This is a genomic window from Gluconacetobacter entanii, assembly GCF_013155425.1.
Lineage (GTDB): Bacteria > Pseudomonadota > Alphaproteobacteria > Acetobacterales > Acetobacteraceae > Novacetimonas > Novacetimonas entanii.
Map to the genome: position 1 here is coordinate 190,378 of NZ_JABJWD010000003.1, position 26,962 is coordinate 217,339.

Annotated in this window: 23 protein-coding genes; 3 read left to right on the forward strand and 20 right to left on the reverse strand. The window is 63.6% G+C overall.

What is annotated here, in order from left to right; translation table 11 throughout:
- Positions 1 to 170: 170 nt before the first annotated feature.
- Positions 171 to 1,535, forward strand: a complete 1,365-nt coding sequence (locus HNH97_RS00875) for a PQQ-dependent sugar dehydrogenase (protein ID WP_171789627.1) — start codon at positions 171 to 173, stop codon at positions 1,533 to 1,535.
- Positions 1,536 to 1,604: 69 nt separating this feature from the next.
- On the opposite strand, the gene HNH97_RS00880 is transcribed toward HNH97_RS00875, so the two are convergent.
- Positions 1,605 to 3,773: a prolyl oligopeptidase family serine peptidase gene (locus HNH97_RS00880; RefSeq protein ID WP_227744308.1), complete on the reverse strand. Its 2,169-nt coding sequence runs from the start codon at positions 3,771 to 3,773 to the stop codon at positions 1,605 to 1,607.
- A 198-nt stretch (positions 3,774 to 3,971) separates the two neighbouring features.
- On the opposite strand from HNH97_RS00880, the gene HNH97_RS00885 reads away from it, so the two are divergent.
- Positions 3,972 to 4,625 (forward strand): SOS response-associated peptidase, encoded by a 654-nt coding sequence (locus tag HNH97_RS00885; RefSeq protein ID WP_171789513.1) that lies wholly within the window; start codon positions 3,972 to 3,974, stop codon positions 4,623 to 4,625.
- A gap of 54 nt (positions 4,626 to 4,679) precedes the next feature.
- Here the strand turns inward: HNH97_RS00885 and HNH97_RS00890 are convergent, their stop codons facing one another.
- On the reverse strand, positions 4,680 to 5,498 hold the full coding sequence (locus HNH97_RS00890; RefSeq protein ID WP_171789629.1) for a mechanosensitive ion channel family protein: 819 nt from the start codon (positions 5,496 to 5,498) through the stop codon (positions 4,680 to 4,682).
- A gap of 137 nt (positions 5,499 to 5,635) precedes the next feature.
- Complete coding sequence (locus tag HNH97_RS00895) at positions 5,636 to 6,700, reverse strand: SDR family oxidoreductase (protein WP_171789514.1); 1,065 nt, start codon at positions 6,698 to 6,700, stop codon at positions 5,636 to 5,638.
- A gap of 113 nt (positions 6,701 to 6,813) precedes the next feature.
- On the opposite strand from HNH97_RS00895, the gene HNH97_RS00900 reads away from it, so the two are divergent.
- Entirely contained in the window at positions 6,814 to 7,209 is a 396-nt protein-coding gene (locus HNH97_RS00900) for a winged helix-turn-helix transcriptional regulator (protein WP_171789515.1), read from the forward strand.
- A gap of 4 nt (positions 7,210 to 7,213) precedes the next feature.
- On the opposite strand, the gene ligD is transcribed toward HNH97_RS00900, so the two are convergent.
- The 17 genes from ligD to HNH97_RS00985 all read right to left on the reverse strand — a co-directional run bounded on the left by ligD (position 7,214) and on the right by HNH97_RS00985 (position 26,725).
- Complete coding sequence (gene ligD / locus HNH97_RS00905; protein ID WP_171789516.1) at positions 7,214 to 8,113, reverse strand: non-homologous end-joining DNA ligase; 900 nt, start codon at positions 8,111 to 8,113, stop codon at positions 7,214 to 7,216.
- Between the two features lie 67 nt (positions 8,114 to 8,180).
- Positions 8,181 to 8,975, reverse strand: a complete 795-nt coding sequence (locus HNH97_RS00910) for an OBAP family protein (protein WP_171789517.1) — start codon at positions 8,973 to 8,975, stop codon at positions 8,181 to 8,183.
- Between the two features lie 225 nt (positions 8,976 to 9,200).
- Complete coding sequence (locus HNH97_RS00915) at positions 9,201 to 10,619, reverse strand: efflux transporter outer membrane subunit (RefSeq protein WP_110914102.1); 1,419 nt, start codon at positions 10,617 to 10,619, stop codon at positions 9,201 to 9,203.
- Positions 10,609 to 11,781 (reverse strand): efflux RND transporter periplasmic adaptor subunit, encoded by a 1,173-nt coding sequence (locus HNH97_RS00920; RefSeq protein WP_171789518.1) that lies wholly within the window; start codon positions 11,779 to 11,781, stop codon positions 10,609 to 10,611. Before HNH97_RS00920 ends, HNH97_RS00915 begins: the two co-directional genes overlap by 11 nt.
- Positions 11,774 to 14,938: an efflux RND transporter permease subunit gene (locus tag HNH97_RS00925; protein WP_171789519.1), complete on the reverse strand. Its 3,165-nt coding sequence runs from the start codon at positions 14,936 to 14,938 to the stop codon at positions 11,774 to 11,776. Before HNH97_RS00925 ends, HNH97_RS00920 begins: the two co-directional genes overlap by 8 nt.
- Before the next feature lie 113 nt (positions 14,939 to 15,051).
- The gene (locus HNH97_RS00930; RefSeq protein ID WP_216657468.1) at positions 15,052 to 15,366 is read right to left on the reverse strand and encodes a hypothetical protein; all 315 of its coding nucleotides are present in this window, start codon (positions 15,364 to 15,366) and stop codon (positions 15,052 to 15,054) included.
- Entirely contained in the window at positions 15,366 to 15,998 is a 633-nt protein-coding gene (locus HNH97_RS00935; RefSeq protein WP_171789520.1) for a cytochrome c oxidase subunit 3, read from the reverse strand. Before HNH97_RS00935 ends, HNH97_RS00930 begins: the two co-directional genes overlap by 1 nt.
- Positions 15,991 to 17,640 (reverse strand): cytochrome c oxidase subunit I, encoded by a 1,650-nt coding sequence (locus HNH97_RS00940; RefSeq protein WP_171789521.1) that lies wholly within the window; start codon positions 17,638 to 17,640, stop codon positions 15,991 to 15,993. Before HNH97_RS00940 ends, HNH97_RS00935 begins: the two co-directional genes overlap by 8 nt.
- 4 nt (positions 17,641 to 17,644) lie before the next feature.
- Positions 17,645 to 18,643: a cytochrome c oxidase subunit II gene (gene coxB / locus HNH97_RS00945; RefSeq protein ID WP_171789522.1), complete on the reverse strand. Its 999-nt coding sequence runs from the start codon at positions 18,641 to 18,643 to the stop codon at positions 17,645 to 17,647.
- Positions 18,640 to 19,440: an SCO family protein gene (locus tag HNH97_RS00950; RefSeq protein WP_110914109.1), complete on the reverse strand. Its 801-nt coding sequence runs from the start codon at positions 19,438 to 19,440 to the stop codon at positions 18,640 to 18,642. The genes coxB and HNH97_RS00950 overlap by 4 nt, the downstream gene beginning before the upstream one ends.
- A complete protein-coding gene (locus HNH97_RS00955) occupies positions 19,437 to 19,817 on the reverse strand; it encodes a hypothetical protein (protein ID WP_233043228.1) in 381 nt (126 codons plus the stop codon). The genes HNH97_RS00950 and HNH97_RS00955 overlap by 4 nt, the downstream gene beginning before the upstream one ends.
- Entirely contained in the window at positions 19,810 to 20,859 is a 1,050-nt protein-coding gene (locus tag HNH97_RS00960) for a hypothetical protein (protein ID WP_171789523.1), read from the reverse strand. The genes HNH97_RS00955 and HNH97_RS00960 overlap by 8 nt, the downstream gene beginning before the upstream one ends.
- Positions 20,856 to 21,359, reverse strand: coding sequence for a c-type cytochrome (locus HNH97_RS00965; RefSeq protein WP_171789524.1), 504 nt, complete (start codon positions 21,357 to 21,359; stop codon positions 20,856 to 20,858). Before HNH97_RS00965 ends, HNH97_RS00960 begins: the two co-directional genes overlap by 4 nt.
- On the reverse strand, positions 21,356 to 21,847 hold the full coding sequence (locus tag HNH97_RS00970; protein WP_171789525.1) for a DUF3341 domain-containing protein: 492 nt from the start codon (positions 21,845 to 21,847) through the stop codon (positions 21,356 to 21,358). Before HNH97_RS00970 ends, HNH97_RS00965 begins: the two co-directional genes overlap by 4 nt.
- Entirely contained in the window at positions 21,844 to 23,214 is a 1,371-nt protein-coding gene (gene nrfD, locus HNH97_RS00975) for an NrfD/PsrC family molybdoenzyme membrane anchor subunit (RefSeq protein WP_171789526.1), read from the reverse strand. The genes HNH97_RS00970 and nrfD overlap by 4 nt, the downstream gene beginning before the upstream one ends.
- The gene (locus HNH97_RS00980) at positions 23,211 to 26,084 is read right to left on the reverse strand and encodes a 4Fe-4S dicluster domain-containing protein (protein WP_171789527.1); all 2,874 of its coding nucleotides are present in this window, start codon (positions 26,082 to 26,084) and stop codon (positions 23,211 to 23,213) included. Before HNH97_RS00980 ends, nrfD begins: the two co-directional genes overlap by 4 nt.
- On the reverse strand, positions 26,072 to 26,725 hold the full coding sequence (locus tag HNH97_RS00985; RefSeq protein ID WP_244949173.1) for a cytochrome c3 family protein: 654 nt from the start codon (positions 26,723 to 26,725) through the stop codon (positions 26,072 to 26,074). The genes HNH97_RS00980 and HNH97_RS00985 overlap by 13 nt, the downstream gene beginning before the upstream one ends.
- Positions 26,726 to 26,962 lie beyond the last annotated feature (237 nt).

The following is a 26,962-nucleotide window of genomic DNA, read 5'->3' on the forward strand; positions in this document are numbered from 1 at the left end:
CGTGATATTCCGGCCGGACCTGCCGGATGGCCGCATGATGTGACCACCAGCACGAAACCGGCAAAGGGAATTGTCTGTTGAGCATGACAGGACGCCCCGGCCGCGACAGGACGGGCCAGACACCCCTGATGGTCGCCACGCCAGTAGCGGGAAGAAACGAGGAGTGCGGAATGAAGACACGATACAGGACTTACCTGACCGGCGCGGTGGTTGGCATCGTGGTGATCGGACTGGCGGGATGGAAGATCATGCTGCATCCCGAACACGCCACACAATCGGTAGCGGCCGGCATCGGTCCGCATCCCCGCCTTCCCGCGCCCAACCAGACCATGATGCCCACCGTCAATATCGCGACACCTGTCGGATGGCAGGGCGACGCGCATCCCGTCGCGGCACCGGGCCTGAGCGTCGCGCCCTATGCCACCGGCCTCGATCACCCGCGCTGGCTCTACCAGTTGCCGAACGGCGATATCCTCGTGGCCGAGAGCAATTCACCGGGCACGGACATCAGGACACTGAAAAACCGCATCGCCCGCTTCATCCAGGGAGAGGTCGGCGCGGGTGAGAAAAGCCCGAACCGCATCATCCTCCTGCGCGATACGAAGGGAGATGGCCACGCCGACACCCGCACGGTGTTCCTTGATGGCCTGTATTCCCCCTTTGGCATGACGCTGGTGGGCGATGACCTGTATGTCGCCAATGCCAACGCCCTGATGCGGTTTCCCTATCACGAGGGCGAGACACATATTACCGGACCGGGGGTGAAGGTACTCGACCTGCCTGCGGGGTACAATCACCACTGGACCAAGAACGTCATCGCCAGTCCGGATGGGAAGCAGCTTTACATAACCGTGGGTTCAAACAGCAATGCCGCCGATAACGGCATGGATGCGGAAAAGGGTCGCGCGGCAATTTACCAGTACGACCTGGCATCGGGTACGCTGCGTGAATATGCAACCGGCCTGCGCAATCCCAATGGACTGGGTTTTGAACCGACAACGGGCGCGCTGTGGGTGGCCGTCAATGAACGCGACGAAATCGGCAGTGACCTTGTACCGGACTACATCACCGCCGTGAAGGAAGGCGCCTTCTATGGCTGGCCCTACAGCTATTACGGGCAGCATGTCGACAGGCGCGTACAGCCCCAGCGGCCAGAACTTGTGGCACGTGCCGTCGTGCCCGATTATGCACTCGGGCCGCATACGGCCTCGCTGGGCATTGCATTTTCCGGCGGCACCCTGTTGCCGCAGGACTGGCGGCAGGGCCTGTTTGTTGCGCAGCACGGGTCATGGAACCGCCAGCCCAAAAGCGGCTATCGCGTCATTTATGTCCCGTTTGCCGACGGCCATCCCGCCGGAATGCCCAAGGATGTCCTGACGGGGTTCCTGACCGCCGATGAAAACCATGTCCATGGCCGTCCGGTGGGCCTGACACTGGATCGCGAGGGGGCGCTGCTTGTCGCCGATGATGTGGGAAACGCCATCTGGCGTGTGACCGGCACACAGGCCCAGCCCCCTGCCCCCGCAGCCGAGTGACCGACGCGACAGGACGGATCATGCATGACGGTGGGGCCGCATGATCCGTCGCCGGTCCGGGTCGGGGGATTACAGTTTCATCCCCAGTTGATCCAACAGGAACGCCACGTAATCGGCAGTCTGTCCCAGGCGCACATTGACGGCGCTGCCCATGCCGTGCCCTGCCTTGTCACTGATGGACAGGTAGACCGGATATCCCGACGCTGTATCCGCCTGCAGTTTCGCGATCATCTTGCGCGACTGCGCGGGATTGACGCGCCCGTCATGCGTTCCCGTCGCCATGAAGACAGCCGGATATTTCACGCCCGGCCGGACAGCCTGATACGGGGAATAGGAAAGCATGGCGTGGAACTGCGCCGGATCGCGGACCGTTCCGAACTCCGTCACGTTGAACGCGCCATTGGGGTCCAGTTCGATCCGCGTCATGTCATAAATTCCCACCAGCGACACGACCGCACGGTAAAGTTCGGGCGTCTGCGTCATGGCCGCCCCCATCAGCAGGCCACCATTGCTGCCGCCAAGGGCTGCAAGCCGGCTGGAACTGGTATAACCATCCGCAATCACCTGCCGGCTGACGGCGGCAAAATCGTCAAAGACATTCTGTTTGTGCGTCAGGGCGCCATCTTCATGCCATGTCGCTCCGAATTCCCCGCCACCGCGCAGGTTGGTATCGACATATACCCCACCCGCGTCCAGCCATGCCCGCAGCCACGCCCCCATGAAGCGCGGCATCTCCGAAATGCCATATCCCCCATAACCATAGACCAGTGTCGGGTTCCGGCCATCCAGATGCGTTCCCCTGCGACGGATGACCGTCATCGGCACGTGGGTTCCATCCCTTGACGTCGCCTCGGCCCGCACGGCTTCGCAGTCCGCAAAGGATACCGGACTGGTGCTCGACAGCGGGGTTGGCTTCAGCTTCCCTGTCCCGGGACGATAGCGCATCACCTGATGGGGTGTGAGGTAACTGTTGAAGGAAACCAGCATGTCCCCGTGGGCGATGGGGGACACATCCGAAACCGAGATCACCGGAGGCAGGGACAGGTCGCCCCGGGGCTTCCCGTCGGGGGAAAAGACCGCAACACGGCTCGGGCCGCCAACCATTTCGCGCACATACAGCGCCTTGCGCGTTGCGATCACCGGCGCGCCGCCGAATTCCGCGCCCCCCATGATGACGCCCTCACCTTGCGCGATCAGGCGTTTTGCATCCGCCACTGCCGGATGCTCAAGGCTCGTCTCGAGCAGTTCGCCACGCGGTGCGTTCTTTCGCGACACGAGGTAGATATGATCGTCCGGGCCGATGGCGGCGGCCACGACACGATCATCAAAATCGCTGATGCGCGTGACCTGCCCGCTCTTCTGGTTGATGACATATTGCTGGAACCGGCCGCCATCCCCCTCCTCAACCGAGATCAGCACGGCATGCCCGTTCTGGCTTACGCCATAATTGTCCAGCGCGATTTCGGCGATCTTGGGAAAATCCCGTCCCGCCACATAGACATCCTGCGATACTGGCGTGCCAAGCCGGTGGTACCATACCTGCTGGTAGAAATGACGGTCCGCCTCGGGACGTTCCTCACCGGGATAGCGGGTGTACCAGAACCCGCTGCTGTCGGCTTTCCACGCCAGGCTGCCCCCTGCGGTCGGGTATTGCGCACGGGGGACGATATCGGCGGTTTCGGCGCCTGTCTTCGTGTCAAAGACATGCACGGTCCCGTCCTCCGTCCCGTTTTGCGACAGGGATACCGCCAGCAGCCTGCCATCGGGTGACGGGACGCTCCAGTCGATCGTGGTCTGGCCCGACGGGTCGATCCGGTCGGGATCAATGATCGTGCGGAAGGTTTTCGGATCGGCACGGCCATTCATGACACCCACCACTGGCTGCTGGTGTGGCGGCAGCACGGCCTGCGCGAACACATGACCGCCCGCAAGGTGGAAATCGGAATAGGAAGGCGACTGCGCCCGATAGGCCGCCATCAGGCGGTCAAACACCACCTGCCGCTGCGCAAGGTGGTCAAGATAGGCGCGTGTGCGTGCGTTCTGTGCATCTGACCATGCGATGACCTTTGGATCATCACTGTTTTCCAGCCAGCGATACGGGTCGGTCACGCGCACGCCGTGATAGGTCTGCGACACGGGATGCGCCGGGGTAAAGGGGACACCCCGATCCGCCGCCCAGGCCGTTGATCCCATGGACATCACCAGCAATGAAAACAGCAGGGGCTTCGAACGCAGCATCGGATCAGACCTTCCGTCATCGAAATGAACCTTGAGCGGTAGATATTTCCGGCGTCCCCGTCAACCGGCGTCCCCACACGAGCGTATCCCCCTGCAGACGGGAAAGTTGACCCAGACCTGCCCTGCCACCATGCTCCTGCGCCGACTGGATCATACCCGGTATCGGCCCCATATCCGGACTCGCGAAAGGAAGGCGGCATGTGTAATCTTTATGCGATGACCAGCAGCCAGCAGGCGATCCGCAAGGCGGCCCGGGTCATGACTGACCATACCGGCAATCTCCCGCCCCTGCCTGATATCTGGCCCAACACCATGGCCCCCATCGTGCGCAATGCGCCGGCGGGTGGTGAACTGGTCATGGCGCGATGGGGCATGCCCACACCGCCGGGATACCTGAAAGGTCACAGGGTCGATCGGGGCGTGACCAATATCCGCAACCCGACCTCGACATGGTGGAAACGCTGGGACGGTGTGGCGCATCGCTGCCTTGTGCCGCTGACGGCTTTCTCCGAACCGGCGCGCCTGCCTGACGGGAAGTCGCATCCTGTGTGGTTCACCCGCAGCGCTGGGGAACCGCTAGCTTTCTTTGCGGGGATCTGGTGCCGGTGGACGTCAGTGCGGAAACTGGCGGATGGCGAGACGACGGATGACCTGTTCGGCTTCCTGACCACCACGGCCAATCGCGAAGTGGGCGCGATCCATCCAAAGGCCATGCCGGTCATCCTGACCCGGGCGGAAGAACTGGATATCTGGATGAATGCGCCCCCGGGCGAAGCGCTGCGGCTGCAACGCCCGCTGCCGGATGGGACCCTGACGGTCATGGATGACCTTCACGGGGCAGAAGATGCATGATCCGCGTTCACGCATCGCCCCGGTTCCGGGGCAATCCCCCGGAACCAGTTTCGGTCATGCGGCGTTCCGCGCCGTGACCCCAAGGCGATATCCTTCCTTCTGAAGCACCTTGATCGAGGCTTCGGAATATTTCGCGACCAGTCCTGACACATCCCCCGGCGCACACCAGAACCCCAGCGTGACCTGAATGTTTGCCGGTTTGGGCAGGAAGGAAACGGAAGGCGCAGGATCCTTGAGCACCTGCGCATCATTCTCCGTCAGGCCGAGCAGCAGCGTCCGTGCCTTGTCGATATCGTCGTTGTAATCAATCAGCAGGCTGACCGAGCCCAGAAGCCGCGCTGATTCCGAACTGTTGATCACGATGTTGTTTGACAATGTTCCATTGGGGACGAAAATAATTTCGTTATTGGCATCAAGCAGCACCGTACGGAACATCTCGATCGATGTCACCGTGCCCGAACTGCCACCTGCGGTAATGGAATCCCCGACCTTGAAAGGACGGAACAGCAGGATCAGCACGCCACCGGCAAAGTTGGCAAGGCTGCCCTGCAGCGCCATGCCGACCGCCAGGCCCGCGGCACCCAGAACCGCCACAAACGACGTTGTCGCAATTCCGACCATGGACGCCACGCTGATGAGCAGCAGGGCCTTGAGGAACAGTCCGATCACACTCAGCAGGAAGCCGCGTAATGTCGGCTCTATATGACTGGCCTCCATCATCCGGCCCGTCGCCCGCGTGACTGCGTTGACCAGTTTCCAGCCCACAAAGAGAACGATCAGGGCCAGAAAGAACTGACCTGCATATCCCAGCGCAAGAGGAAGTAATCCGTCCACCTGCTCCAGAAGTGAATGAACCTGCTTTTCCATGACTATCCTTGATCTGTCTTCTGCGTGCGCAACGTAACGGCAGAGGCCGTCGATACCCATTCATACCGTAAGGTGTTTATGCCCGGTCGTCACCATCACGGTCTTACAAGATAATTTCAGCAAGACCCCTGCCCCACACCCGATCAGGGAATGTAACGCTCCGTACGCAGGCGCTCGAACAGGTCGAAGAACGAGTCAGGTGTGTACCGGTACCCGGTAAAGCCGAGCCTGCGGCTCAGGCTCATGTCGGTTACGCATTCGACAGGCCGCCCCAGGTCGGCATCGGTGTGCCATGGCGAGGCCAGACGGTCGAGTGCCGCCTCGCGCAACCCGTACTGGCGCGCAATGGCCGCCCAGTCCGCCTCCCTCCCCGCAAGCACCTGTTCCAGAGATGTGGCATGACCGGGATAGGCCGCAGCCTTGATGCCGAACCAGCCCGCCAGTTCAGGCCACAGCCAGTTCCAGCGGAACACGTCGCCATTGACCACGTTGAACGCCCTGTTGCGCCCTGCGGGACTGGTGGCGGCCCACAGGATCTGGCTGGCAAGCTGGCGGGCATCCGTGACATCCGTCAGGCTGCTCCACTGCACGGGGGAGCCGGGAAAGACGAAAGGCAGTCCCCTCTCACGGCACAGCGTGGCATAGGCCGCAAGCGTGGTGCCCATGTTCATGAGGTTGCCAATGGCATAACCGATCACCGTATGCGGGCGATGGACCGTCCATGCAAAGCCATGCCGGTCCGCTGCTTCGAACAGGACGTCTTCCTGTGCGTAATAGAAGTTTTCGACCTCCAGCCTGGGCATGCTCTCGCGGAAGGGCGTCTGCGGCGGCGCACCCTGCGCATAGGCCTCGAACGGGCCGAGATAATGCTTCAGGCCCGTGACGAGGCTGCCATGGACAAGGGCCTGTGGCTCCGGCAGGGCCGCGATCACATTGCGCAGCATCGCACTGTTGGCGGCACAGTTTTCCTTTTCCGTCGCGCGGCGGGTCCATGTGGTGAAAAATACATGCGTGGGCACCACACCCGCCAGCGCCGTGCGCAATGATGCCGGGTCAAGCGTATCTGCGGCAACCGGGATGACGGTGCCCGGCAGATGCTCCACCCGCCTGGCAAGGCCGTAGACGCTCCAGCCTTCGGCCACGAGACGGTTGGCAAGGTTCTGCCCGACAATGCCCGTTGCCCCGATAACAAGCGCCCTGTGAGACATCTGTTCCTCCATGAATGTCGTTGTGGGTGTCACACGCTGTTGGCAAACGCTATAAAAGGCAATCCGGCACCTTTTCGTGCCCTGGTCACCCAAAGGTTCCCGGGAGCTTCCAGATGAACCTCGCCCCCCTGCCCGACATCTACCGCCAGGCCCCCTTTTCGGAGGACTGCGCGCCGCGCCGCCTGCTCCGCCTGTTCAGCGGCAAATGGACCACCATGATCCTGCACACGCTGCACCTGCTTGGCGGTGCATCCCGCCCCGGCCAGCTCCAGCGCACCATTCCGGGCCTGTCAAAGAAGATGATGACACAGACCCTGCGTGAACTTGAACGGATGGGACTGGTGACACGTGAGGTCATGCAGGTCATGCCGCCCGCCGTTGAATACCGCCTGACCGCATTGGGGCAGCAGTTCATAACGCCGCTGGAAATGCTCTATCGCTGGGGTGCGGAACATACGGATCTGCTGGATTGCGTGGAACGGAACATGGCCACCGGGCAGGAACGCTAGCCGCTCAGGGCGTGTCTGGTGCGATCGGCCGGCGTGCCGCATGAAACCCCGCCCACGGGTCCGCCTGCTGTGATGCAAGCCGTTCCACGGTGTTGCCTAGCGTGAATTGCGCGGGACCGGTGAGCATGTCCAGTTCCGCCCACGCCACCGGCATCGAAACCGGTGCGGTGGCGCGTGCACGGGCTGAATAGGGTGCCATCGATGTCGCCCCCCGCTGGTTGCGCAGGTAATCGAGCAGGATCCTGCCATGGCGCTTTGCCTTGGAAACGGTTGTCACAAAGCGCTCGGGGCTGTCGGCGGCCATGGCCTGTGCCAGCGTGTGGGCAAAGGTCTTTACCCTGTCCCAGTCCGCCACAGGCTCAAGCGGGGCCACGACATGCAGTCCCTTGCCGCCGGAGGTCTTGACGAAAGCCACCAGGCCACGGGCCTCAAGTCGCGCACGCACTTCCCGCGCGGCCGCCATGACTGCCACCCATCCCACATCCTCCCCCGGATCAAGGTCCATGACCAACTGGTCTGGTCGCTCCAGATCAGCGCATGATGCACCCCACGGATGAATTTCCAGCGCGGCCCCCTGCACCAGTCCCATAAGGCCACCAAGATCATGGATACCGATCAGGTGGCCATGCGGATCACCGTGCGGATCATCAAGCGCCAGAATGTGGGAATTCATGCCTTTCCACGCATTTTTCTGAAAGAAGCGTGTCCCCCCGATTCCTTCGGGGCAGCGTAGCAGGGCCAGCGGCCGGTCGGTAATGAACGGGGCCATGCGTGGCCATACGGCAGTATAGTAATCGGCCAGCCCTGCCTTGGTTATGCCAACGTCCGGCCAGTAAACCCGGTCCGGGTGGGTCAGCATCACGCCCTGGTCATCCGGGGCCGGGGAAGGTTCCGCTGCGGACATTTTGCATCTGCCTTCCTGTGCGGGTGTGCTGCTGCACATGAAGCGGCAGGAGGTTTCTACCGCCATATTAGTGGGCAATGGTTTTTACCGGCATGTCAACAAGCTGTAGCTGCGGTGTCTTGCCGCCCTGCCATGCGTTGGCGCCCGGTAAGATCTGCGGGATCGGGATATCGGCGCGGTTCCTTTTTTCATCCGGGGTGGAAATGCCAAACCGCCTGTCCCGATCCTCCAGCAGCGACTGGCGTATCTGGCCATCACGGGTAAAGCCCATCATCAGTTGGGGGATCCCCAGGGGCAGGTCATGATCCCGGTCAACCTGCCACGTATGCCATGTCTTGCCATATGTGGTGACAAGATCGGCCATGAACGCATGCTCCCCGATATCGGGTACGCCGGGTGCGACGAGCATGCCGGATTTTACCTCGTAATCATGGCTATGCCATAATTTCCTTTCTTCTTCAGGAAGTGTCCTGAATATTTTCTCACTTACGATATATTCAATCCCGATCAGCCGAGCATTTTTCTGGTTGGCTTCATAAATCACGCATTGATGGAAATCCTCGCTCAGATGCGTGCAGAAATGATTGGCTTCGACCTGACGGCCCAGATCATCGGCATAGAAATGGAAACCGTTGAGGTACTCGCTCATCGCATCAATCGGTTTCTTGACCTGCAAGGTGTCGGCCGCCGTGTCGAGAACATTGCTGCGCAGGGAGGTCGGGCCACCGGGCACGGGCGCCAGCTTCCTGTCCGCCGCACCGGCCCTGTGCCCTGCGATTGCCGCAAAGGGGGCGGCGACAAGGGTTGCGGCCAGTGTGCGGTTGAAACATCGCCGACAGGCAAGATTATGCAGGAACGACATGGTCTCTCCTTTCAGGCAATACGAACCGTGCCCGCTGTCGCTATAAAGCACGCCTTCCTGCCGAAGTTTCGTGGCCCGTTACGGACATGGCACGCGATGCAGCCATGCCGCCATGTGCCGCGATGTCGTCAGCATATATCGTGGGGACCGCCTGCCCTTGACGGATTCCTCCAGATCATGAAGGAGTGTCTGGTGTTTTTTCAAAAACCTTCTGACAACAGAGCGCTATTTTCCCTTTTCCCCATCATGGGCACCCCAGCCGCCCCCCATGGCCCGCACAAGGTCGATGCCACTCATCAGGCGACGCGTATTGACCGTGATCAGGTCTTCGCGCGCCTGTAATTCCGCCGTCTGGGCAATGACAACCTGAAGATAGTCAACGGCTCCTTCGCGATACTGGACACTTGCCAGATGATCGGTGCGCGTGGCGGCCACCACGCCTTCTTCCTGCCGCGCGGCGGCATCGGCAAGGTGATTGAGGAGGGCAAGCTGGTCCTCCACCTCCCGAAAGGCCGTCAGGGCGGTCTGCCGGTAACTGGCTGCGGCCTGCGCATATTCCGCATGCGTGAGCGCCAGATTGGCGAACCGCCGCCCACCGTCGAATATGGCCAGTGTCGCCAGCGCCGGGCCAAGCGCCCAGACACCACTCCCGGCCGAGGCGAGCATGCTGGTCGTGGTTTCCGACCCTCCCGTCGCCCCAAGCGTGATGTTGGGAAAGAAGGCCGCCCGCGCCACGCCGATCCGCGCGTTCGCCGCGGCCATATGCCGCTCCGCCGATGCGACATCGGGCCTGCGTTCCAGCAGGTGGGCGGGTGCGATGACGGGAATGACCGGCACGGGCGGCAGGTCATCTGCTGGCGGGATTGAAAAGGTGGAAGGTTGCTCCCCGATCAGTACGGCAATGGCGTGTTCCACCAGCGCACGGTCCGCCACCTGCTGTTCCAGTTGGGACTGCGTCGTGGTCAACTGCGTGCGGGCACGGCCGACATCGAGTTCATTCGCAGCCCCACCGACAAAGCGCTTTGTCGTCAGGTCCAGCGCGGCGGAATAGGCGGCTATGGTCCTTTGCAGCAGGCTGATGCGCGCATCCAGACCGCGAAGCTGGAAATAGTCATCGCCCAGTTCCCCCTCCAGGCTGAGGCGGAGCGCGCCCAGATCGGCCGCACTGGCCTGCGCATTGGCCCGCGCCGCCCTGACCAGATTGCGGATGCGTCCCCAGATGTCCGGCTCCCACGATACGGTGCCGCCGGTTTCAAAGTCATGATATTCGTAATAATTGCCCGTGGCAGGAAACAGGCTGCGTTCACGCTGCGCACTGGCTGTTGCATCAATCTGGGGAAAGAACTCCGCCCGTGCCCGCCTGACCAGCGCGCGCGCCTCGTCATATCGCGCCATGGCGGCAGCCAGTTGCGGGCTGCCATGTTCGATCCGGTCCTCCAGCCGGTCCAGAACCCCATCCCCCATGACCGTCCACCACGCACCGCGTGGCGCCGTATCCGCGGGTTGCGCCGGTGTCCACACGCCCGTTTCCCTGAACGCGCCGGGGATACCGGGCAATACGGGCCTGTGGTAACGCGGGGCCAGATTGCAGCCACACAGCAGCACGAAAAGGAGCAGGACCGCCCTGCCCCGTTCAGGCACCATGCCCGCTCTCACGCGGTCTGACGGGGTCCCCGTCCCCGATATCATCGGGCGGGTTGGTTATGATCCTGTCCTGTGGCGCAAGTCCCGTGACCTCCAGTTCGGTCCCGAAATCGATCAGGATCGAGACAGGCCGTATCCTGACATGGTCATGCGCATCCACCAGCGCCACGGTTGTCCCGTCCCGGCGGAAAAGCAGGCTGCTGGCGGGGATGCGCACGGCGGCCGGCGCCTGTGGCCCAGGGCCATGGAACGTAAAGGCGATCTGTGCATAGGCCCCCGGCTTGAGAAGATTTTCCCCGTTATCATAGACAAGCTGGACCAGCATCGTACCCGACTGGGAATCCACCGCGTCCGAGGAATGAAGCAGATGGGCCTCGAACTGCCGGTTGCGGTAATCGGGCACGGTAAAGTGCACGACAAACCCCTCATGCATCCGCGCGGCATAGGCCTGCGGCACACGGACATAAAGCCGCAGGCGGGTCACGTCCGATACGGTAAAAAGCGGCTGGCTGGCCGCCGTGCCCGCCACGATCAGCGCCCCGATATCGGTCGCACGGCTGGTCACCACACCGGCAAAGGGGGCGATGATGCGCTTGAAGGCGGAAAGCGTTTCAAGCCGTTCAACCTCCGCCGCCGCCTCATGACGTGTGGCCTCGCTTGCGGCAAGGTTGCCCCGGCGTTCGTCCGTTTCCTGCTGCGATACGGCATTCTGGGCATTCAGCCGGTCCCACCGGCGCGAGGTAATCCGCGCCAGGTCGCGCTGCGCGGTGCGGGTGCCCAGCGCGGCCCTTGCACCGGCCAGTTGCAGGTCAACATCAGGCGTGTCGATTTCCGCCAGAAGCTGCCCGGCCTCCACCTTCTGCCCGATATCGACATACCATTGCCGCAGGTAGCCATTGGTCCGGGCATAGACGGGGGCGCTGTACCAGGCCTGCAGGATACCGGGCAGCACCAGCGTATCAACGGCATGTCCACCCGGATGCGCGATATTCACGCTGGGCACCAGTGCCGCGACATTGGTGGCATGGAGATTGCGGCGTTCATGAAGACGCGTGAGCGTTCCCGTCACCAGGATGATCCCGAAAAGACATGCGCCGCCAAGGAGGATCCAGCGCAGGCGGGGCCGGGACCCGGCATGTACGGCGGCCGACCCCTCAGCCATGGGAATGTGCCCCGTCGGGGCTGCGGCGTGCACGCCGGTCGTAGATGATGGCAAAGAGTGTTGGCACGAAAAACAGCGAAGCGCAGGTGGCAAAGATCAGGCCACCGATGACGGCGCGGCCCAGCGGTGCATTCTGCTCCCCCCCTTCGCCCAGCCCCAGCGCCATGGGCAGCATGCCGATGATCATGGCAAGTGCTGTCATGATGACGGGCCGCAGGCGGGTGCTCCCCGCGTTCAGCGCCGCCTTGAGCGCATCTCCATGTTCCGCCAGTTGTTCGCGGCAGAAGGTGATGACCAGGATGGAATTGGCCGTCCCCACCCCCATGCACATGATCGCCCCCGTCAGCGCGGGGACGGAGAGCGGGGTATGCGTTGCAAACAGCATCCAGCATATGCCCGCCAGCGCCCCCGGCAGCGCGAGGACAACGATGCACGGATCGGTCCAGCTCTGGAAATTGATGACGATAAGCAGGTAGATCAGCACGATCGCGCCCAGCAGGCCGAACCCCATGCCCGAAAATGCGGTTGTCATGGCCTGGTACTGGCCGCGCAGCGTGACCGTGACGGTCTCCGGCCGGTCATGCTCCAGACGGTGCAGGGCGGCCTGCACGTCTGATGCAATCGCCCCCAGGTCGCGCCCGTCCCCACCTGCGAACACATCGACCAGCGGGCGGATATTATACTGTGCCTCGACCGGTGACGTCGTGCCGCGCGTGATCGTGCCCAGCGCGCCGAGCACCTGCAACTGTGTGGTTGACGCCCCGGTTACGGGCAGGCCGATGATATCCGCCAGCGAACTGATGCGGTATTCGGGCATCTGCACCGCAATGGGATATGTGACCATGCTGTGCGGGTCCAGCCAGTATAGCGGGGCGGTCTGCACGGTCCCGGCGATGGAGGTGGCGATGGAGGTGGTGACATCACCTTCCGTCAGGCCAAGCTGGCTGATGCGGGTGCGGTCGGCCTCGAAACGCAGTTCGGGATAATGGCCGGGCTGCTGGATGCGGGCATCGACCAGACCATCAATGCGGCGTATGGCGCGCAATATGCGCTCGGCAAACTGTCGCGTCTCGTCCGGGTTGGGGCCGGAAACCTGGATGTCGATCGGGGCCGGTGCGCCGAAATTGAGGATCTGCGTCGTGATGTCCGATGGCAGGAAGGCAAAGCTGGCCTCGGGGAAGGCACGGGGCAGGTCGCGGCGCAGGGTATGGATGTACTGCGCCGTCGGACGATGGTTTTCCTTCAGCGCGACAAGGATGTCCCCGTCCTGCGGCCCGATGGTGCCAGAGGCGTTATAGGCGGTGTTGATCGCGCTCGTCGGCAGGCCGATATTGTCGGCGATGGATTCAAGCTCGGCCGCCGGAACCCGCTGGCGGATCTGTTTTTCGATGCGCTGGAACAGGGCCGACGTCTCCTCGATCCGCATGCCAACGGGGCCGCGCACATGCAGGGTCATCGTGCCCGCATCGACCTGCGGGAAGAAGTTGCGGCCAAGGAACGGGAGCAGGCCCATGCTCAGCCCGGCAAAGCACAGGAACCCGGCCACGAACCGGCCGCGATGCTCCAGTATGCTTTGCAAAAGCGCGCCGTAGCGCCCGCGCAGCGCATCGAAACGCCGCTCGAACCCGTGCTGGAAGCGTGTGAGGATATTCTCCCGATGCTGTCGTGCATCCCCATGCGGGCGCAGCAGGAACATGGCCATGGTCGGCACCAGCGTGCGCGACAGGATGAAGGACATGACCATGGCGAACATGACCGACAGCGCCATCGGCACGAACAGGAATCCCGCAACCCCCGGCAGGTAGAACATCGGCACGAACACGATGCAGATGCAGATGAGCGAGAGGAAGGCCGGGACGATGATCTCACGCGATCCATCGATGATGGCGGCATGGACATCGCTGCCCATTTCCAGATGACGCTCGATATTCTCGATCGTGACCGTCGCTTCATCCACCAGTATGCCCACCGCCAGCGCAAGGCCGCCAAGCGTCATGACATTCAGCGTCTCGCCCAGCGTGGACAGGGCCGCAATCGCCCCCATGACCGATAACGGGATGGAGGTCGCGACAATAAGCGTGGACCGCCACGAACCAAGGAACAGCAGGATCATGAGGCTGGTCAGTCCCGCCGCGATCGCCCCCTCGCGCATGACCCCGTCCACGGCGGCCCGGACGAACAGCGACTGGTCATTGACGGGCCTGAGCCTGAGTTGCTTTGGCAGGCCGCGTGTCGCATCGGGGATCATCGCCTTGATCCCGGCGACGATGGCGATGGTGGAGGTCGCGCCCGATTTCAGCACGGTCATCAGCGCCGAACGCTGTCCATCGACATGCACCACGTTCTGCTGGGGCATGGCGCCGTCGCGCACATGGGCGACATCGCGCACCCGCACCACCGCGCCATTGACCGTGCGCACCGGCAGCATGTTGAGCAGGTCAACCGAAAGGGGCGCGTTGTTCAGCCGGAAATTATACTGGTATTCGCCGATCTTCACGAAACCGACGGGGGTGATCTGTGTCTGGCTGTTCAGGGCGTTGCCCACATCCTGCGCCGATACGCCCCGGGACTGAAGCTTGCCGGGGTCAAGGTCCATCTGGATCTGGCGCACGCGGCCGCCATAGGGATAAGGCAGGGCGGCACCGGGCACCGTGACCAGACGGTTGCGGATGAAGTTGAAGCCGTAATCATAAAGCTGCTGTTCGCTCATCCCCTCGCCCGACAGGGCAAGCTGCACGATCGGCACGGTGGAGGCGTTATAGTTCAGAATCAGCGGCGGGGTGGTGCCGATGGGCAACTGGCGCAGGATGGTCTGGGCGATGGCCGTGACCTGCGCGTTGGCGACGCGTACATCGGTGCCCGGCTGGAAGAAGATTTTTGTAACCCCGATCCCTGTCAGCGACTGCCCCTCGATATGTTCGATATTGTTGACCGTTGTGGTCAGCACGCGCTGGAACGGAAGCTCGATGCGCCCGGACATATCCTGCGGCGAAAGGTTGCTGTAGGTCCACGCCACCGCAATGACGGGAATGCCGATATCGGGAAAGATGTCCTCCGGCGTGCGGATGGCGGAAAGCACGCCGGCTATGGCGATCAGGATGGCCATCACGACAAATGTATAGGGACGGGCAAGTGCCAGTTGGACAATTGCATTCATGCCACCTGCCTGCTTCCTCTTGGCTATGATGCCCTGGAGTTCGTTATGCCGTCCGGCTTCGGATAACGCCCGTCATGCTGGCCGGTTCATGGCGCGCGACGGGGAATTTCGTATCAGGGCGCTGTATCGGGCGGTGTGCGCGGATTCCGTGCGGTGGAAGACAACGTGTCGCCCACGGGAAAATTGGTGCGCGTGAAACTGTCCAGACTGCCCAGCGCCAGCAGGATGGACAGCCAGAACAGGCCGCCAAGGGCAAAGATCGTGGCCAGCGCCGGCGCGCGCGTAATACGCATGAAGCCATAGGCCACCAGCAGCGCCATCAGTCCGGCACATCCGCCAATGCCCCAGTTGGCCCCGGCCGCACTCAGGAGCAGTTCCACCGCCAGCAGCAGCAGCAACGCGGCCCAGCATGACACGATGCCTGCCATCACACCCGCCCGATCAGGTACAGGACGGGGAACAGCAGGACCCAGACCATGTCAACGAAGCTCCAGTAAAGACCGACGACCTCCACCGGCACGACCCGGAGCGGCGCCCCCCTGCCCCGGTAAACCCGCAGGCAGACCCACGCGATCAGGCCGATCCCCACCAGCATGTGCAGGCCATGCAGCGCGGTGGACAGGAAATAGAAACTGTAGAAAAGCTGCGCCCCGCCCGCCTGCGGACCGCCAAGGGCAAATCCGGGGCCGGGGAACAGGTGCTCATCCAGTTCGGTATGCCATTCCCATCCCTTCAGGCACAGGAAGGCCACACCAAGCCCGGCCGCGCCAAGGCCCGCATGCAGGACGGCGCGCGCATTGCCGTTGCGCGCGGATTCAACCCCAAGAGTATAGAGCATGCTGCTGCTCAGCAGGAGTGCGGTGTTGATGCCGCCGATCATGAGGCTGGTCTGCCTGACCCCCAGCGCCCAGCCTGCGGCGCGGGTGTGGGAATAGACCACAAAGATCAGGAACAGGCCGCCAAACAGCAGGATTTCACTGGCAAGGAACAGCCACATGCCGGCGATTGCCGTCTCGTCACGATGCTGCACACTGTCATAGGGGGCGAGATGTTCAGCCATGCGGGGCCTCCGCACGCGGGGCGGTGTCCGGGTGGTCCAGCGCCGCGTAATCATAGGCCTCATGCGTGACGACGGGCGGGGTGGCGAAGTTTTGCGTCGGCGGGGGCGAGGATGTCCGCCATTCCAGCCCGGTTGCCTGCCACGGGTTGTCGGTGGCCCGCGCGCCACGGAACAGCGACCAGGCGAAGTAGACCAGCGGCAGGATATAGGCCAGCGCAAGGATGCTGGCCCCTGCGGAGGACAGGACATTGAGCACCTGAAACTGCGCGGGATAGGTCGCATACCGGCGCGGCATGCCCTCATACCCCAGGATGAACTGGGGAAAGAATGTCAGGTTGAAGCCGAAGAACAGCAGCGCCGCCGCCGTGCGCCCCCACATTTCGGGATACATGCGCCCTGTCATCTTGGGCCACCAGTAATGCAGCCCGGCAAAGTAGGCCGAGACCATGCCCCCGACCATGATGTAGTGGAAATGCGCCACCACGAAATATGTCTGCGTCAGGTGCACGTCACTGGCAAGGGACGCAAGGAACAGCCCCGTAAGGCCGCCGACCGTAAAAAGGCCGATGAACCCCATGGCGTAAAGCATCGGCGCGTCAAGCCGTATGGCCCCCCCATGCATGGTGCCCAGCCAGTTGAAGACCTTGATGGCCGATGGCACCGAGACCAGGAAACTCAGCATCGAAAACACGACCGCCGCATACAGCGATGTGCCGGCCACGAACATGTGGTGCCCCCAGACCAGAAAGCCGATGGCCGCGATGGAAATGGAAGACCACGCCACGAAGCGGTAGCCGAAGACCGGCTTGTGGCAGAACGTGCTCACGACCTCGCTGACCACGCCCATGCCCGGCAGGATCATGATGTACACCGCCGGGTGGGAGTAGAACCAGAACAGGTGCTGGAACAGGAGCGGGTCGCCCCCCAGTGCGGGGTCAAAGACCCCGACATGGAAGAAATGCTCGAACGCCAGCAAAAGCAGCGTGATGCTGAGCACCGGGGTCGCCAGCACGAAAATGACGCTGGTGGCATACAGCGCCCACAGCATGAGCGGCAGCCGGTACCATGTCAGCCCCGGCGCGCGTAGCTGATGGATGCTGATGATGAAGTTCACGCCCGTGGCGATGGAGGAAAACCCGCTGAGGAACACCCCCGCCACGACCGGCAGCACGCGCCCTTCGGCATAATCGGTGGAAAGCGGGGTATAGAAGGTCCATCCCGTTTCCAGCCCCCCACGGAACAGCCCGTAGACCACCAGCGCACCTGCCATGATGAACAGGTACCAACTGATCAGGTTCAGGCGCGGAAACGCCAGGTCCTCTGCGCCGAGCATGAGGGGGACGAGAAAATTGCCCAGCGTGACCGGGATGGACGGCACAAGGAACAGCCAGACCATGACAATGCCATGCATGGTGAACATGCGGCTGTAGGTCCCGTCGGACAGGATCGCGCCGGTGGGGGAAATCAGGTGCAGCCGGATCAGGGCCGCGCCAAAGCTGCCAAGGGCGAAAAACGCGGTGATCGTGGCCATGTAGAGCAGCGCGATCCGTTTATGGTCGGTTGTCAGCAGCCACGAGCGCAGCGTGCCATCCTGCCACAGGTAGCTGCGCTGCATGATGTCGGGGCCGGGTATGGGGTTCATGGTGTCAGTTCCCTTCACGCACGCCGACAGCCGAGACCCCCATGCCCGATGAACGGGCGGGCGAAAGGGTCTGGAGATAGGCGATCAGGGCCGCCACGTCCTCCTCCCCCAGCACGCCACGGTACGACGGCATCCGGGTGGCGTAAGCTGCCTCATCCCCGCGCGCAGGCCCGGCATGGAGGATGGCGTCGTGCAAGAACGCGCTATCGACCCGTACGCGCCGGCCATCCGCCCCGGTGATCTCGCTGCCATACAGTCCCACCATGGACGGCGCGCGGCCGGTGTCGTCCGCACCGGGGGCATAAGGCTGCGACACATGGCAGCCGCTGCATCCGTTGCGGATGAACAGGGCCTCCCCCCTGGTGGCAAGGCTGCCGCTCGCGGGGGTCTGCCCCAGCCATCCGGCATACTCCGTCGGGGTCAGGACAATCAGGGTGCCGGTCATGCGCGAATGTCCGATGCCACAGAACTGCGTGCAGTAGAAACGGAAGGCTCCCGCCCTTGTGGCGGTGAACCACAGGCTCTGGTACCGGCCGGGCAGCACGTCATGCTTGATCCGCAGCACGGGGATGGAGAAATCATGGATGACATCTTCCGACGTCAGCAGAAGTTGCACCGGCCGCCCCAGTGGCACATGCAGCGCATTGATCTCGCGCTGGCCACCGGGATACTGGACCTTCCACATCCACTGCTTGCCGGTGACATAGATCTGGATCGCACCGGACGGTGGCTGGAACCCCACCACGTAAAGCCGCGCCGCCCAGATGAAGAGCGCAAAGAAGACAGCCAGCGTCATCGAGGTCCAGCCAATCTCGAAACGCCAGCTTTTATGGGCCACCGTCTCCTCCGACACGGGCACCCGGCTTCCTACGCGGAAGCGGATGATGTTGAGCATCATCAGCCCGAACACCAGTCCAAGTACCGCCAGACTGATCAGCAGCAGCCCCGCCAGCAGGATATCGACCCGGCCGGCATGGGCCGAGGCTTCGGGCAGCCAGGTCATCGCTGCCCCCGCCAGTGGGCCATGCCCAGCAGGGTGCCAAGCGTCAGCACCGTCAGGCCGGCACCCAGCTTCAGCAGTTTTTCCACCGCCAGCGTATAACGCCCCGTCGTCTCATCATAATGGAAGCACAGAAGCAGGATGGGCACGGCCCGGGCCTGCTCCCCACGCGCGGCATGGGACAGGGCCTGGCGTATGTCGCCCGGCCGGTAGCCAATGCCCAGCACATAGCCCGAGACGATGCCCGCCGGTGTGATGAACACCAGCCCCATGGGGTGCAGGTACTGATGCAGTTTTTCGTCATAGCGCGCGTGAAATCCCACCGCACGCGACAGGCGCTGTATGCTGGCGGGTGCGCCGGTCACGAAATGCCATCCCTGCCCGGCCCCGGGATCAGCAGATCGCGCCAGATCCTCCTCCAGCGCCTGCCGCGCCATGATACGTGTTTCCGCAGGGTCGATGCTGACAACCAGCAGCGTATAGTCGGCCGGCGTTTTCAGCCCACCCCGCGCCAGCGCATCCAGCAGGTCCCTGCGTTCGAGTTCGCACATGTTGGGGCAGGCATAATATCCCATCGAGACGATGGTGGCCCCATGGCCCAGAAAGGCCCCGAGTGGCCGGGTCTGCCCCGATGTATCGGTAAAGGGCGTATCCAGCGGCAGGGCGGTGCCCTGTCGCGGGGTAAAGGCCAGCGCCTGCAATGCTTCCTTTGCATCAGCATATCGTGCCCGCCATGCAGGCGCGATACAGGCCAGCACAATCGCCAGCATTACGTAACGGATGGCACAGTGCCCCATCATGGTGACACCCCTTCGCCTGTCGGCCAGCCGGGGATTCCCTCATCCGCGATGTCCTGCATCGCCTGCGCGATCGGGATATGCCCGATGCCCCTGTCCCTGTCCGTCCAGCCGGAACTGTTGAGAATATCGCGCTCATGTGCCGCAAACGCCGCCATGTCCGCCGCCGGATCGGATTGCAGGCGCGGTTCGGCAATGACCGGGAAAGGCGGCTTGAGCAGGCGATCAAGCGACTTTTGCGGAAACAGCATGTCCGCCACCACCACAAGCCCCCCCACTGCCAGACCGATGGCCAGTCCCCCGGCCATGACCGCGCGAAAGGAGATGTCGCGGAGTTCATGCCGCGGCGGTGGCTGCGCGCCGGGATGCTGCTCAGACATGGGCATCCCTCCGCGCGTCCCTGCATGGCGCGAATGGTGCCAGCGTGCCGGGGCGGAACGCCGCAAGGACACTGGCGCTGCCGAAGAAGGCAAGCGACAGCAGCACCGGCAGCACCATATGCGCAGAGGTCCGGCCGGGCAGCACAAGCCAGAAATTGCGCACCACCTCCATACCCACCAGCAACGCGGCCACCGCCACGACAACGGGACGCCGCACCTGCAGGGACGGTATGGCCAGCAGCACAAACGGCGCGATGAAATGCAATCCCACAAGACCCAGCGCCACCATCCCCCACCCGCCGCGCAGGCGCGGGCCGTACCATGCGGCCTCCACCGGCAGGTTCGACTGCCACACGATCAGGAACTGCATGAAGTCCAGATAGGCCCACAGCACCGTAAGCCCCAGCAGCAGGCGCGCCAGATCCCGCAGCTCCGCCGTGCTGGCCTGCATGCCCGCCAGCACGATCCCCACGGCGAATGCCAGCAGCACCGCCCCGGCAGAGGCGACAAGCCCGTAAGCACTGGAACTGAAATGCGGATCAAGGGATTCCGTCAGGTCGATTGCGGCAAAACCGGATGTAAATCCCAGCACGATCAGCCCCGCTGGCGCCACCCGCCCCAGATCCCGCCCGCGCAGGCAGATCAGGCCCAGCACGCCCCACGCAACCCCATAGAGCGCCGCCCGCGCCAGTGCGGCCGGCGCATTGAGATAGAAACCGTTTGTCAGCACAACCGTCCCGTCCGGGTGCAGCCACGGATACAAGTAACGCGCGCCCAGCATCACGCCCCCCAGCGCGGGCAGGCCCACAGGCAGCGTCGCAATCCCCGCGCGCAGGGCGGGATGCAGGATTTCACCCCAGCGCCCGCCCGTCAGGGCATGCACCAGCAGGAGCGCCATGCTGCCCAGCGGCCAGCCAAGCCATGCCGCCCCAACTGCAAGCCATGCGGGAAACAGGGCGGCGGGCATCCGGATGGCGCTGGCAACCACGCCAGCCAGCGCGACAGCCGCAACCAGGAGCGCCACGCGCCGGGCGCGGTTCATGGCCGGATGGCCTGTGGCAAGGCGGGCCGTGCGGCCAGCATGGCGTACTGGCTGCGGCGCAGCGCATACAGGTAGGCCACGATGGCCCATCGGTCATCGGGCATGATCCGTTGGGCAAAGCCATACATGATCCCCTGCCCCGACGTGATGATGGCATAAAGCTGCGCCGGCGTGGCGCTGCGTGTCGGGGCGGTCGCAAGGGGGAGCGGCGCGGGAAAGCCCCTTTGCACCACCATGCCGTCCCCCTGCCCCGTCCGGGCATGGCACGGCGCGCAGAAGGCATCATATTCACTGCGCCCCCGTTGCAGCAGGGCCAATGTCAGGGCGGGCGCGGGATGTGGGGCATCATGATATTCCACGCTGCCCTGCGCCACGTCCGCCGGCGCGCTGCGGGTGCTGGCATACGGGTTTTCCTTATGCTGCTTCGACATGTCATCGCACCCGGCAGCCAGAAGCAGCAGCGCGCCGGGCAGGATGCGCAGCGGCCACACGGGCCTCATGGCGCGATGTCCTCGATCGTCAGTGCACCATGCCGGACGAACACGGCCCGCACCGCATCGCTGTCATCAAACCCGCGCACCACGGCCACATGGCCGCCTGTCATGACCCCCTGCATGGCCCCGGCCTCATCCACCGGATCATGAAGGCGTGGCAGGCGCACGGTCGCGAAATAACCGATCATGCCCGCAAGGACGGCCCCCATCACCGCCAGTTCGAAACTGGCCGGGATGTAGGACGGCCACGAAAGATCCGGCCTGCCACCGATATCCTGCGGGTAAGCCAGTGTCGTGGCATAGACCTGCATGCCAAAGCCACCCACAGCCCCCACCATGCCCCCGCCCAGCATGAGCAGCGGCACGATGGAGAAAGAACCGCCCTCCTCCGGCGGGGACGCGCCATAGGTTTCAACCCGGCAGGTCACATCACGCCGCAGGTCGGCCACGGCATCATGCAGGGCGCGTTCCGTGGCGAAGGCCGCGACAATCATGGCCGGTTCCCGATCATGACGCGCATCTCCGCCATGGCAAGCATGGGGATGAAGCGCAGCAGCAGGAGAAAGGCGGTCAGGAACAGCCCGATACTGCCGCACAGCAGGCTCCATTCCCACATGGTGGGCATGTACTGCCCCCATGCGGAAGGAAGCTGCGTGCGTGCAAGGCTGGTGACGATGATTTCAAAGCGCTCCAGCCACATGCCGACCAGCACGCCAAGGCAGACCAGCCACACCACCGGCCGGTTCAGCCTGACCGCGCGCCACCACAGCAGTTGCGGAAACACGATATTGAGCACGATGGTGCCCCAGTAGATGGGCGCGTACAGGCCACGAAGCCGGAAAGCGAACATGATCCTGTCCGCCGGGTCGGGGCCGTAATATGTCGAAAACACATCCATCACATAGGCGTAGGCCACGCACAGGCTGCTGGTGAGCAGCAGGCGTCCCAGTATGTCGATGTGCCGCGGCGTGATGTAGGCCTGCAGTCCCATGGCCGGGCGCAGCGGTATCACCGCCAGCAGCACGACGGCAAACCCCGACAGCGCCGCGCCGAAGACAAAGAATGGCGGGAACTGGGTCGAATGCCATCCGGGTGTGGCGCCCCCCGCGAAATCCATGCCGACGATGCTGTGGACCGAGACAACCAGTGGCGCCATCAGCGCCGCCATGACGCCATAGACAGGCTGATAGTGCCGCCACTGCCGCCCCGAGCCACGAAACCCCATCGCCAGCACGCCATAGAATACGCGCTGCCAGCGCCTCTGCGCCCGGTCGCGCAGGGTGGCCAGATCGGGCAGCAGCCCGAAATACCAGAACAGGATCGAACACAGCACATAGGCAAGGATGGCAAAGAAATCCCACACAAGCGGGCTGCGGAACTGCGCCCACAGCCCCATGGTGTTGGGATAGGGAAACAGCCAGTAGAAAAAACGCGGCCGCCCCAGGTGCAGGATGGGAAATATGGCCGCGCAGAGCGCCGCGCACAGGGTCAGGCTTTCGGCCAGGCGGTTGAGCGAGGTACGCCACGGCGCGCGCAGCAGGAAGAACAGGGCCGAAATGAACGTCCCGCCCGAGGCGATGGCGATCCACCAGACGTAATTGAGGATGTCAAACCCCCACGCCACGGGCCAGTCGATCCCCCATATGCCCAGCCCCGCGTAAAACAGCCACGCCACGGACACGACCCCCATGCCCAGCAGTGCAAGGGCAAGGCCCAGCCCCAGCCACCACCACAGCGGCGTCCATCCCTCCTCCCCCTCATGCAGGGTGATGGCGCAGATGCGTTGCGTCAGCGAATGCGGGGTCTCGGTAGGGAGGATGAGGACATCATCCCCCGTCCCCGCACCTGTGCCCCCCGTCATGACGCAATCGCCGGATTGCGATTGAGGATACGCCCCTCATAGGTCACGCGCGGGTGCGTGCCCTGTTCGGGCAGGGCGGCATAGGTCAGCGGACTGTCCTTGCGGCGTGTCACTTCTGCTGCGGGATCGTTGATATCGCCAAAGCTGATGGCCTGTGCGGGACATGCCGCCTGACAGGCGGTGACAACATGTTCACCCACCCCATCGCGGTCGGCAACAATGCGGGCCTGGGCAATGCGCTGCACGCAGAAGGTACATTTTTCCATAACGCCGCGCGCCCTGACCGATACATCGGGGTTGCGGCTGATGGCGGGCCTGCTCTCCTGTTCGGCAAAGGCGAAGTAATTGAACCGCCTGACCTTGTAGGGGCAGTTGTTGGAGCAGAATTTCGTGCCGATACACCGATTATAGACCATGACATTCAGGCCTTCAGAATCATGCGTCGTCGCCCCCACCGGACAGACGGTTTCGCACGGGGCCTGTTCGCAATGCATGCAGAGCATCGGCTGGAAGAACGTATCGGGCGCGTGCTGCGTTCCTTCGTACACACGGTCAATCCGCAACCAGTGCATTTCGCGCTGGCGCAGTACCTCCTCACGGCCCACCACGGGGATGTTGTTCTCCACCTGGCAGGCGGTTACACACGCGTTGCAGCCGATGCAGGCATTGAGGTCGATGCTCATGCCCCATGCCACGGGGGCATCGGGTTCGCGGCGGTACAGCGTGTCCTGCATCCCGGATATGTTGCCAAGGAAATCCGCGCGCTCATGGAACTGCGCCAGCGTGCCATGCCGCGCCACGTCGGATGGGGATGCATCGACCCGCGTGGCGTGATGCTCCGTACTGGCGACAGGCACGCCGCCGCCATGCGCCGCCTCGATCCTGACGGGGCCAGCGGCCTCGCGGAACGGATACAGGTCGCAGCCGACATCACTGCCCGTCTCGCCCGCGTGGCGGCGTCCCCATCCCAGCAGACCGACCACACAGCCTGCCGCCTGCCCCGGCTGTATCCATACGGGAAGCTGCGTCCGGGTGGCGCCACGGGTCAGGCTTACCCTGTCGCCATTGCGCAGGTTCATCGCCTGCGCCATGTCGGGCGGGATCAGCAGCGGATTGTCCCACACCACCTTGCTCAGGGGGCGGGGCAGTTCCTGCAGCCATGGATTGTTGGCCCCACGCCCGTCCCACAGGTACGGATCCGGCCGCAGCAGCAGTACGGGCCCTGTGGGCTTCTGCTGCGACGGGGCCGGGGATGCCACGCGCATGGCCGCCTGCCGCAGGGGCGCCTCCATCCGTCGTGACGCCGTTCCCGCAATGACACCGGCCGCAAGGGCATCGTGCCAGTCACGCGCTGATGGAAGCTGCGTGCGCCATGTCGCGCGCACCATGTCCATGGCCGGGCGCAATGGCTGGCCCAGGCAGGCATGCAGGGCGCTTACGGCGTTCATGCCGCCATAAAGCGGCATGGCCTGTGGCTGGATGAGGGCAACGGTGCCGTCATGCCCGCGCGCATCGCCCCATTCCTCCATCATATGCGCAAGCGGCACATGCCAGTGCGCGGCCAGCGCCGTTTCATGTGGGCGATCCGACAGGGCAATGCTGGTGGGCACATGCTTCAGTGCCGCGGCAAAGCGGGGCGACTGATGGACGGGATTTACATCCAGTATCAGCAGCGCCTGAACCGCGCCACGTTCCATGTCATCCATCAGTGCGTCCAGGGTGCCGCCAGGCGCAAGCGATTGGTACAGGGGCGATTCAACAACATCGAACACCTGCCCCCGCCCGCCCAGCGCCTCGTTCATGGCCAGCATGGCGGCCTGTGCCTCCGGCGGGTAGTGGGGGCCAAGATGCACGAAGGCCCGGCCATGATGGGCGCGCAGGTCATCGGCCACCGGGCCAAGCCAGTCAGGCCCGCCCGAGGGAGCCTCCCCCCGCAGGATATGGGCCGACAGCCTCCCGATCACCTCGTCCATCATGCCCGGCGTCGCGATGAAGCGGTGATCCGCCGCAACGCCGGTCAATGACGGCGTGGGTTCCACCGCATAAAGCCGGTTCATGGGACCGTTGACCGGATTGCGGCGCGCGGCAAAGGCGCGGGCGTGGTTCAGGTGTCCCGGTGCACTGTCGAGCAGGTCACTATCGAGCGCAAGCAGCACGTCCGCCCGGCCCAGATCGGCAACCACCGCAGTGGGCGCGCCATAAGCAAGGCCAAGCCCGCGTGTGACATTTTCACGCCCGATTGCGTCCCACCCATGCCATGCCGCACCGGGAAAGGCCGCAAGAACCTGCTCGATCGCCCGGCCCAGCGTCGGGGACGTGACCGTACCGGTGAGGATACGCAGCCCCTCGCCTGCATGTGCGCCATCCGGGCGCGGGGCCATGGCGGTTGCGCGCATCTTCTGCATGGCGGCGGCAAGGTCCGGCCATGAGGTCGGCATGCCCTTGTGAAGCGGGCCTGTCGCCCGGTCGGGATCATAGAAATCATAGATCAGCGCCTGCGCCATCACGTCCGTCGCGCCGAGACTGCCGGGATGATCGGGATTGCCTTCCACCTTGATGGGCCGTCCCATCTGGTGCGTGACCACAATGCCCTCCGCATAGCCATCGCGCACATGGGCCGTGGCGTACATGTTCGGCAGGCCGGGCACCACGCCTTGCGCCGCGCGCACGGCCGAGACGAAACCCCGGTCCGGCGTGCCGGGATCACAACTGGCCACCCCGCCACTGGCCAGTGCAAGCCCCAGCAACTTGAGCACGCGCCGACGGTCCAGCGTGTGGGACAGCGCGCTTTCGAACTGTGGAAAGTGCTGCAGCAGTTCCGTATCCGACACCATGGCGCGCGGGCGCGGCGTCCCCCCTAGCGATGGCATATCGAGCATTCCGTCAGGTTACGCCCGCCAAGGTGATACCGGGCCATCAGCGCGGCGATCCCCGGTGTGCCGGGACCACGATGCCAGTCCGTGTCGAATATGTTTTCCGCCGGGCGCAGGTTCGGTCCGGGATTACGGTGACACTCCACACAGAACTGCATTGTCAGTGTCTTCGCCTTGTAGGTCAGCGGCATGGTGGCCACATTGCCGTGGCAGGTTTCGCAGCCAACCCCTTTGGCGACATGGATGCTGTGGTTGAAATAGACGTAGTCCGGCACATTGGTCACGCGCTGCCATGTCATGGGGGTGTTCCTCAGCAAGCTGTCCCGAACGGCCGCGAGCACGGCGGCATTTGTCCAGATCTGTGAATGGCATGTCATGCAGGTAAAGGTTGGCGGCAGGCTGGCCTGTGCGCTGCGTTCCACACTGCTGTGGCAGAAGCGGCAATCAAGCCCGAGGCCCGCGACATGGTGCTGGTGGCTGAAGGGAACAGGCTGTTCGACGACCCAGCCCACATGCCGGTCATAATCCGAATACGGCCATGCAAACCACAGCAGGCATCCACTGACGAGGACACAGGCAACAAGAACCAGGCATGTGGTCATGATGATATTGGCGCGGGGGGTGAATGGCGCTCCCATCTGTTTGCGTTCCATCCGTGACGGCGACTTTCAAAGCCTGTTTCTGTCGGGCCACAGGCAGGCACGCGGTTCGCTTGGGGATCCTGTCACGCAGAACGTCACTGTCGGGAAAAACGATCCCATCACAAGGCAGTGAATACTGCGCATGTTCCGTAATGGATAAATCATGCTGCCGCAGGCGAAGTATTCATGACCATGCCCCCGGTCCCGCAACAGGATCGGTTGACGCTGATGGGA

Excerpts from the sequence above, each read along its gene's own strand:
- HNH97_RS00950 (WP_110914109.1), bottom strand. The coding sequence starts at position 19,440 with ATGATGGGGCACTGTGCCATCCGTTACGTAATGCTGGCGATTGTGCTG.
- nrfD (WP_171789526.1), bottom strand. The coding sequence starts at position 23,214 with ATGACGGGGGGCACAGGTGCGGGGACGGGGGATGATGTCCTCATCCTC.
- HNH97_RS00910 (WP_171789517.1), bottom strand. The coding sequence starts at position 8,975 with ATGTCGTTCCTGCATAATCTTGCCTGTCGGCGATGTTTCAACCGCACA.
- HNH97_RS00925 (WP_171789519.1), bottom strand. The coding sequence starts at position 14,938 with ATGAATGCAATTGTCCAACTGGCACTTGCCCGTCCCTATACATTTGTC.
- HNH97_RS00920 (WP_171789518.1), bottom strand. The coding sequence starts at position 11,781 with ATGGCTGAGGGGTCGGCCGCCGTACATGCCGGGTCCCGGCCCCGCCTG.
- HNH97_RS00955 (WP_233043228.1), bottom strand. The coding sequence starts at position 19,817 with ATGTCTGAGCAGCATCCCGGCGCGCAGCCACCGCCGCGGCATGAACTC.
- HNH97_RS00970 (WP_171789525.1), bottom strand. The coding sequence starts at position 21,847 with ATGATTGTCGCGGCCTTCGCCACGGAACGCGCCCTGCATGATGCCGTG.
- HNH97_RS00900 (WP_171789515.1), top strand. The coding sequence starts at position 6,814 with ATGAACCTCGCCCCCCTGCCCGACATCTACCGCCAGGCCCCCTTTTCG.
- HNH97_RS00930 (WP_216657468.1), bottom strand. The coding sequence starts at position 15,366 with ATGGCAGGCATCGTGTCATGCTGGGCCGCGTTGCTGCTGCTGCTGGCG.
- coxB (WP_171789522.1), bottom strand. The coding sequence starts at position 18,643 with ATGACCTGGCTGCCCGAAGCCTCGGCCCATGCCGGCCGGGTCGATATC.
- HNH97_RS00980 (WP_171789527.1), bottom strand. The coding sequence starts at position 26,084 with ATGCCATCGCTAGGGGGGACGCCGCGCCCGCGCGCCATGGTGTCGGAT.
- HNH97_RS00960 (WP_171789523.1), bottom strand. The coding sequence starts at position 20,859 with ATGAACCGCGCCCGGCGCGTGGCGCTCCTGGTTGCGGCTGTCGCGCTG.
- HNH97_RS00985 (WP_244949173.1), bottom strand. The coding sequence starts at position 26,725 with ATGGGAGCGCCATTCACCCCCCGCGCCAATATCATCATGACCACATGC.
- HNH97_RS00935 (WP_171789520.1), bottom strand. The coding sequence starts at position 15,998 with ATGGCTGAACATCTCGCCCCCTATGACAGTGTGCAGCATCGTGACGAG.
- HNH97_RS00940 (WP_171789521.1), bottom strand. The coding sequence starts at position 17,640 with ATGAACCCCATACCCGGCCCCGACATCATGCAGCGCAGCTACCTGTGG.
- HNH97_RS00915 (WP_110914102.1), bottom strand. The coding sequence starts at position 10,619 with ATGGTGCCTGAACGGGGCAGGGCGGTCCTGCTCCTTTTCGTGCTGCTG.
- HNH97_RS00885 (WP_171789513.1), top strand. The coding sequence starts at position 3,972 with ATGTGTAATCTTTATGCGATGACCAGCAGCCAGCAGGCGATCCGCAAG.
- HNH97_RS00875 (WP_171789627.1), top strand. The coding sequence starts at position 171 with ATGAAGACACGATACAGGACTTACCTGACCGGCGCGGTGGTTGGCATC.
- HNH97_RS00880 (WP_227744308.1), bottom strand. The coding sequence starts at position 3,773 with ATGCTGCGTTCGAAGCCCCTGCTGTTTTCATTGCTGGTGATGTCCATG.
- ligD (WP_171789516.1), bottom strand. The coding sequence starts at position 8,113 with ATGTCCGCAGCGGAACCTTCCCCGGCCCCGGATGACCAGGGCGTGATG.
- HNH97_RS00965 (WP_171789524.1), bottom strand. The coding sequence starts at position 21,359 with ATGAGGCCCGTGTGGCCGCTGCGCATCCTGCCCGGCGCGCTGCTGCTT.
- HNH97_RS00895 (WP_171789514.1), bottom strand. The coding sequence starts at position 6,700 with ATGTCTCACAGGGCGCTTGTTATCGGGGCAACGGGCATTGTCGGGCAG.